This window comes from Psychromonas arctica (assembly GCF_036697365.1).
In the GTDB taxonomy this organism is placed as follows: domain Bacteria; phylum Pseudomonadota; class Gammaproteobacteria; order Enterobacterales; family Psychromonadaceae; genus Psychromonas; species Psychromonas arctica_A.
Window position 1 is genome coordinate 1 of the sequence record NZ_JBAHZA010000030.1, and the last position, 6,610, is coordinate 6,610.

The 6,610-nt window shown below is 38.7% G+C and carries 5 protein-coding genes; 2 read left to right on the forward strand and 3 right to left on the reverse strand.

Annotation, left to right across the window (positions count from 1 at the left end; translation table 11 throughout):
* The first annotated feature begins 190 nt into the window (after nt 1-190).
* Nucleotides 191-1,411 (forward strand): carboxynorspermidine synthase, encoded by a 1,221-nt coding sequence (locus V5290_RS17050; RefSeq protein WP_333388639.1) that lies wholly within the window; start codon nt 191-193, stop codon nt 1,409-1,411.
* 74 nt (nt 1,412-1,485) lie between these two features.
* Nucleotides 1,486-2,625: a carboxynorspermidine decarboxylase gene (gene nspC, locus V5290_RS17055; protein ID WP_333388642.1), complete on the forward strand. Its 1,140-nt coding sequence runs from the start codon at nt 1,486-1,488 to the stop codon at nt 2,623-2,625.
* Nucleotides 2,626-2,712: 87 nt separating this feature from the next.
* Here nspC and nlpI read toward each other — a convergent pair whose 3' ends face one another.
* The 3 genes from nlpI to secD all read right to left on the reverse strand — a co-directional run.
* Nucleotides 2,713-3,666 carry a lipoprotein NlpI gene (gene nlpI, locus V5290_RS17060; RefSeq protein ID WP_333388645.1) on the reverse strand — a complete coding sequence of 318 codons (954 nt, stop codon included), beginning with the start codon at nt 3,664-3,666 and terminating at the stop codon, nt 2,713-2,715.
* 183 nt (nt 3,667-3,849) lie between these two features.
* Nucleotides 3,850-4,797 carry a protein translocase subunit SecF gene (secF, locus tag V5290_RS17065; RefSeq protein ID WP_333388648.1) on the reverse strand — a complete coding sequence of 316 codons (948 nt, stop codon included), beginning with the start codon at nt 4,795-4,797 and terminating at the stop codon, nt 3,850-3,852.
* Between the two features lie 12 nt (nt 4,798-4,809).
* A partial coding sequence (secD, locus tag V5290_RS17070) for a protein translocase subunit SecD (protein ID WP_333388650.1) occupies nt 4,810-6,610 on the reverse strand: 1,801 nt, incomplete at its 5' end.

Consider the following 6,610-nt stretch of genomic DNA (forward strand, 5'->3'; position numbering starts at 1 on the left):
TGTTTAAATAGCGCAGATTTCGATTCATTAATCGCTAAGATTGAAACGACTGCTCTGCAATTAATCAATCAATAAAAAATTAACAGTCTTTTTAATTTAACAACAGACTAACACTGAGATTACTAACACTGCCGTTTAACGATAGTAGTTAGCTAAGCAATACACAAAAGAATTAAATATAGGGATTAATATGTCTGTACTACAAATAGGCGCCGGTGGCGTAGGATGGGTGATAGCACACAAATGTGCACAAAATAACGATGTGTTCGGTGATATGACTATTGCCTCACGTACTCTATCTAAGTGTGAAAAAATCATTACTTCTATCAAAGGTCGTAACAACCTAAAGGATAGTAGTAAATCAATCAATGCCGTTAAAGTAGATGCTGATGATGTTGCAGCGCTTGTTACGTTAATCAATCAAGTACAGCCAGATCTAGTCATTAATGCTGGACCTCCATGGGTTAACGTGGCCATTATGGAAGCTTGTGTTCAGACTAAAACAGCATACCTAGACACGTCAGTTGCAACTGATTTATGTAGCCCAGGCCAACAGGTACCAGAAGCTTACGACCCACAATGGGCCTTTGCTGATCGCTTTAAAGAAGCAGGTATCACAGGTATTTTAGGTGCTGGTTTTGATCCTGGAGTAGTCAGTGTATTTGCTACCTATGCACACAAACACCTATTTGATGAAATTGACAGCATCGATGTAATGGATGTTAATGCAGGTGATCACGGCCAGAAGTTTGCAACCAATTTTGATCCTGAAACCAACATGTTAGAAATCCAAGGCGACTCTTTCTATTACGAAGACAAACAATGGCACCAAGTGCCTTGTCATAGCCGTATGATGGAGTTTGATTTCCCAGTAGTCGGTAAGCAAAAAGTCTACTCAATGGCCCATGATGAAGTACGTTCAATGGCTGAATATATCCCAGCTAAACGTATTGAGTTCTGGATGGGCTTCTCAGACAGCTACTTAAACTACTTCAATGTAATGCGTACTATCGGCCTATTAAGCACTGAACCAGTTACCACTTGTGATGGCATCACTGTTGAGCCATTAAAAGTATTAAAAGCGATCTTGCCGGACCCAACATCATTGGCGCCTGGTTACACAGGTAAAACCTGTATCGGTACTTGGTTACGTGGTAAAAAAGATGGCGCGGCAAAAAGTGTGTTTATCTACAACATTTGTGACCACAAAGCGTCATACAATGAAGTAGAGCATCAAGCCATTTCGTACACAACCGGTGTACCAGCGATCACTGCGGCATTACTTTACTTCCAAGGAAAATGGAGTGATAAAGGTCTGTTTAATGTTGAACAGTTAAACCCAGATCACTTCTTAGACCTAATGCCAACAATTGGTTTAACTTGGGAAGTAGTGGAACTACCTGCTGAGTAACCATAAAACTCCTTTGTATCTACTATGGCGAAGTATTCACTTCGCCATCTTTTTATCCGAGTAAATAAAAGACTATGACAGTACTTGATAAATCATCAAAAGACGGTTTAAACACACCTTACTTCCTGATTAACGAACAAGCGTTAATTAATAACCTTGAAAAAGCGAAACAGTTAAAAGAGATCTCAGGCGCTAAATTAGTGCTGGCTTTAAAGTGCTTTTCAACCTGGGGTACCTTTGACACTATCAAACCCTATTTAGACGGCACAACCAGCTCAGGGCCCTATGAAGTAAGATTAGGACATGAAAAGTTTGGTGGTGAAACTCATGCTTATAGTGTTGGTTATTCCGATGCGGATATCGAAGCGGTAAAACCACTATCAGATAAGATTATCTTTAACTCATTATCACAGCTAAATTACCATTATCAGCAGTGTAAAGATGATGCATCATTAGGTTTACGTATCAATCCTGAAATGAGCGTAGCCGGTCAAGACTTAGCAAACCCTGCACGCCCATATTCACGTTTAGGGGTCAAGCAATCACTATTAGACTTATCGGTAACTGATAAAGTAGATGGTTTTATGTTTCATATGAACTGTGAAAATAAAGATGTGGATGCGTTTATCAAAGTATTAGATCATATCTCCATTACCTTTGCCGCTTACTTAGATAAATTGTCTTGGTTAAGTTTAGGTGGAGGCATCTTTTTTACTTATCCTGGTTACCCGATTGAAAAGCTTGGTTTAGCCTTAAAAGCCTTTTCTGAAAAACATGATTTGCAAGTTTACCTTGAGCCTGGTGAAGCAATCATTACACGCACTGCCGACCTAGTAGTGAGCGTCATTGATATTGTTGAAAATGAAAAGCAAACCGCCATCGTCGATAGTGCAACAGAAGCACATCGATTGGATACATTAATTTATAATGAACCTGCATCAGTAAAAGAAGCATCAGAAGACGGTCAATTCCCCTATGTAATTGGCTCATGCTCTTGTTTAGCTGGCGATCAATTCTGTGAGACACAATTTGCACAGCCTTTACAGATAGGTCAAAAATTGCATCTATTAGATAGCGCCGGTTATACCATGGTTAAACTTAACTGGTTTAATGGCCTGAAGATGCCAAGTATTTACTTTGAAAAGGTAGATGGACAAATTGAAGTATTAAATGAATTTGGTTATGAAGACTTTAAAGGGACATTAGGGCGTTAAAGTATCAATCCCCAAAAGTAAAATACCCATCAGTCAGAGCGAAAGATGGGCATTTTTAACTAAAGAGTAACTGGCTAAAAGCTATGCCTACTGAGCAGTACCTTGTTCTTTTACCTGTTGCACTTTAGCTACCTGTGCTTGTAATTTTTTCTGAATATTATTTAAATCAATTAATGAATATTTATATTCAATAAAGTCTTTTACGTTAGTCGCAGCACTCAGTTTTAAGTAATAGATGCCTTTATCTAAGGCATTATTATTCATGTGCCAATGTGCTAAGTAATAATAAGCCTCGCATAAACGTTGCGCTAACTCTTCGTTAGTTTGGATGCCATTAGCAATATTATCGAAAAAGTCTTCCTCGGATAAATCACCATTAATCACTTCCACAATCGCCCAAGCAAAGCGTTTATCATCATCTGCTTTCTGCACATTATCTAATTGCGTTTGTGCAGCAGCTAAATCAACTTGTGAATTGATAATGTAGCGCCACAACACACGATAAGGGTCGCTTTTATCAAGGTCATAGAAGTGCTCTATATCCTGTTGAGCACCATCTAATCGCCCGACTAATGATAAACCAATGGCACGATGAAGATAGCTATATTGCATGTTTTCTGACAATTCAATGGCAGAATCAAAGGCATCAAAGGCTTCATCGTAGGCTTCACCCATTAATAAATAAACACCCAATGAATTATAAGATTCAGCAAGAGTAGGATCTAAATTAATAGATTGTGTAAAGTCGTAACGGCTATGGGCACTCAGTCCCATACGATCATAGATTAAACCACGCTCATACAGCAATACTGCACGTTGTTTATCGTCGATATTTTCTTTATCTGAAATAAGTTGAGTAAGTCGCAACAGTTTCACTTCATCTTGGTAAGTGACTTGTATTGGTGTTGCAATTGGAAAGACGGAATTTCCTTGTCCCGTGGCGGCTAATGTGTAACTGTCATTTTCATTATTAAAGCTTGAACAAGCAGTGAGTGTAACAACTGAGAAAACTAAAAATAATGCTTTTAAAGATATTTGCATGATTTAACCCTTCTAAACAAGAGTTTCAAGAGTGTACTATATCTACGATAATGTAAAGTTTTAGCCTTACAATTGAACAATTAATCAATGAATTACGTTAAAAACAATCAGATTTTTTATATTTACATAACAAAAAAGCACTGCGATGCAGTGCTTTTTAGGTGTTAAAAATAACTTTAACAATTACATAATGGCATCTTGATCTGCGCCTTCTTTTTCCACAACTTCTGGAATCATATGGTCACGAGAAATCCCCAATTTAATGGCTAATGCACTTGCTACGTAAATAGATGAGTAAGTACCTACAAAAATACCAATCAATAACGCAGTTGCAAACCCATGAATAAGCTCGCCACCCACTACAAACAATGAAACCAAGGTTAAGATAGTCGTACCTGAGGTAATAATCGTGCGACTCAATGTTTGCGTTAAAGATTTATCAACAATATCAGAAGGAGTATCTGATGCTAGTAAACGGAAGTTTTCACGAATACGGTCAAATACTACGATAGTATCATTTAACGAGTAACCAACTACCGCTAGTAACGCTGCTAATACCGTTAAATCAAATTCAATTTGGAATAACGAGAAAATACCTAATGTAATAATGATATCGTGCGCAAGCGCTAATACAGAGCCCATCGCTAGACGCCATTCAAAACGCATACTTACGTATAACATGATACAAACCAGTGCAATAATGATAGCGATACCACCATTTTCAGCTAGCTCGTCTCCTACATTTGGACCAACAAACTCGATACGACGCATATCTACGTTACCAAAGTCTGCATTTGTTAATGCATCTAACACTTGGTTACCGATCACTTGCCCTTTCACACCTTCACGAGGCGCTAAACGCACCATCACTTCATGGCTACTGCCAAAGTGTTGAACAACTGCATCTGGGAATTCAGCATCAGCTAAAGTAGTACGCACATTCTCAAGGTTAGCAGGTTGTTCAAAACCTACTTCAATCAATGTACCACCAGTAAAGTCTAATCCCCAATTTAACCAGTTAATGCTTAGCGTCACAACAGAAAGGATCACTAGTATCAACGACAACCAGGTTGCAGGATTTGCAAGTTTCATGAAGCCAATAGTTTGCTTCGTTTTAATTATTTCAAACATAGTGCCCCCTGCTTAGATAGAAAGTTTTTTAATGTCATTACGTCCACCCCACACGGCATTAACAATTGCACGTGTACCGAAGATAGATGTAAACATTGAAGTTAAGATACCGATTGCTAGTGTTACCGCAAAACCTTTAACAGGACCTGTACCTACTGCGAATAAGATAACCGCTGTAATAAAGGTAGTAATGTTTGCATCTGCAATAGTTGATAAGGCATTTGAGTAACCTTCGTTTATTGAGCGCTGAACAGATTTACCTGCTTTTAGCTCTTCACGAATACGCTCAAAAATAAGTACGTTAGCATCAACCGCCATACCGATTGTTAGCACGATACCTGCAATACCCGGTAACGTTAATGTAGCCCCCGGAATAAGTGACATGAAACCAACAATCATCACTAGATTTAAAAGCAACGCAGCATTCGCTACTACACCAAATTTACGGTAGTAGATAAGCATAAATATCACAACGGCTAATAGGCCATAAATCATCGCTTTAACACCATTATCGATGTTTTGCTGACCTAGGCTTGGACCGATAGTACGCTCTTCAACAATTTGAATTGGCGCTGTTAAAGCACCTGCACGAAGTAGCAATGCTAAGTTATGCGCTTCAGCAGTATTATCTAAACCAGTGATACGGAAGCTACGACCTAATTGAGCTTGTATAGTCGCTACGTTTGCAACTTCAATTCGTTTTTCAGTTTCAGCTTTACCGTTGGCTTTTTTCTTACCCGTTGGTAAATACTCAATAAATAACGTTGCCATTGGCTTACCAATATTATCTTTAGTAAAGCGAGACATTTTACTGCCGCCTTGAGAATCTAAAGAAATATTAACCTGTGCACGACCATATTCATCTGCACCGGATTGTGCATCAACAATGTGGTTACCAGTTAAGATGATTTTCTTCTTAACAACAACAGGTAAACCATCACGCTCTTTATATAACGCAGAAGATGCAGGAATTCGACCCGCTAATGCATCAGACACATCAGTATCAGAGTCAACCGCATGGAATTCTAACGTTGCTGTCGCACCTAAAATTTCTTTAGCACGAGCAGTATCTTGAATACCTGGCAGTTCAACTACAATGCGATCTTCGCCTTGACGTTGTACTAATGGTTCAGCGACACCTAATTCATTAACACGGTTACGTAAAATACTTAAGTTTTGCTCCAATGCATCATTTTTTGCAGACTTCAGTTTTTCATCTGTCATGCTAACGGTTAGGTAGAAAGTACCACCCGTCTCTTTTTCAGCAAAACTATAACCTGGATTTAGTGGTTTCAAGTAATCAACAGCATCATCTAAGATATCTTGAGAAGTAAAACGAACAATCACGCCCGTTTGTGTTGATGCTTTTTCAATACCACGATAACGGATTTTTTGTTCACGCAATTCAGAGCGTAAATCTTGAACTAGCTGATCTTGCTCTTTGCTGATCGCTTCGTCCATGTCAACTTCCATTAAGAAGTGCACACCGCCACGTAGATCTAGGCCTAATTTTAATGGTCCACCACCAATAGCTTCTAACCATCCTGGTGTTGCAGCCGCTAAGTTAAGGGCTGTTACAAAGCCATCACCAATGTTGGCACTGATTGCTTCGCTAGCTAATAATTGATCTTCACTTGAAGTCAATCTAACAAGAATTTGTCCATCTTCTAACACGGTAGATTTTGGTGAAATATTATTCTGTTTAAGGATATCTTGTACTTTGTCTAAAGTAGATAACTCAACTTTAGCACCACGAGTCGCTGAGACTTGTACAGCAGGATCTTCACCATAAAGATTTGGAGCAGCATAAACT

What these genes read in the sequence shown, in the direction of transcription:
- V5290_RS17050 (WP_333388639.1), top strand. Translation starts at nt 191, where the DNA reads ATGTCTGTACTACAAATAGGCGCCGGTGGCGTAGGATGGGTGATAGCA.
- nspC (WP_333388642.1), top strand. Translation starts at nt 1,486, where the DNA reads ATGACAGTACTTGATAAATCATCAAAAGACGGTTTAAACACACCTTAC.
- nlpI (WP_333388645.1), bottom strand. Translation starts at nt 3,666, where the DNA reads ATGCAAATATCTTTAAAAGCATTATTTTTAGTTTTCTCAGTTGTTACA.
- secF (WP_333388648.1), bottom strand. Translation starts at nt 4,797, where the DNA reads ATGTTTGAAATAATTAAAACGAAGCAAACTATTGGCTTCATGAAACTT.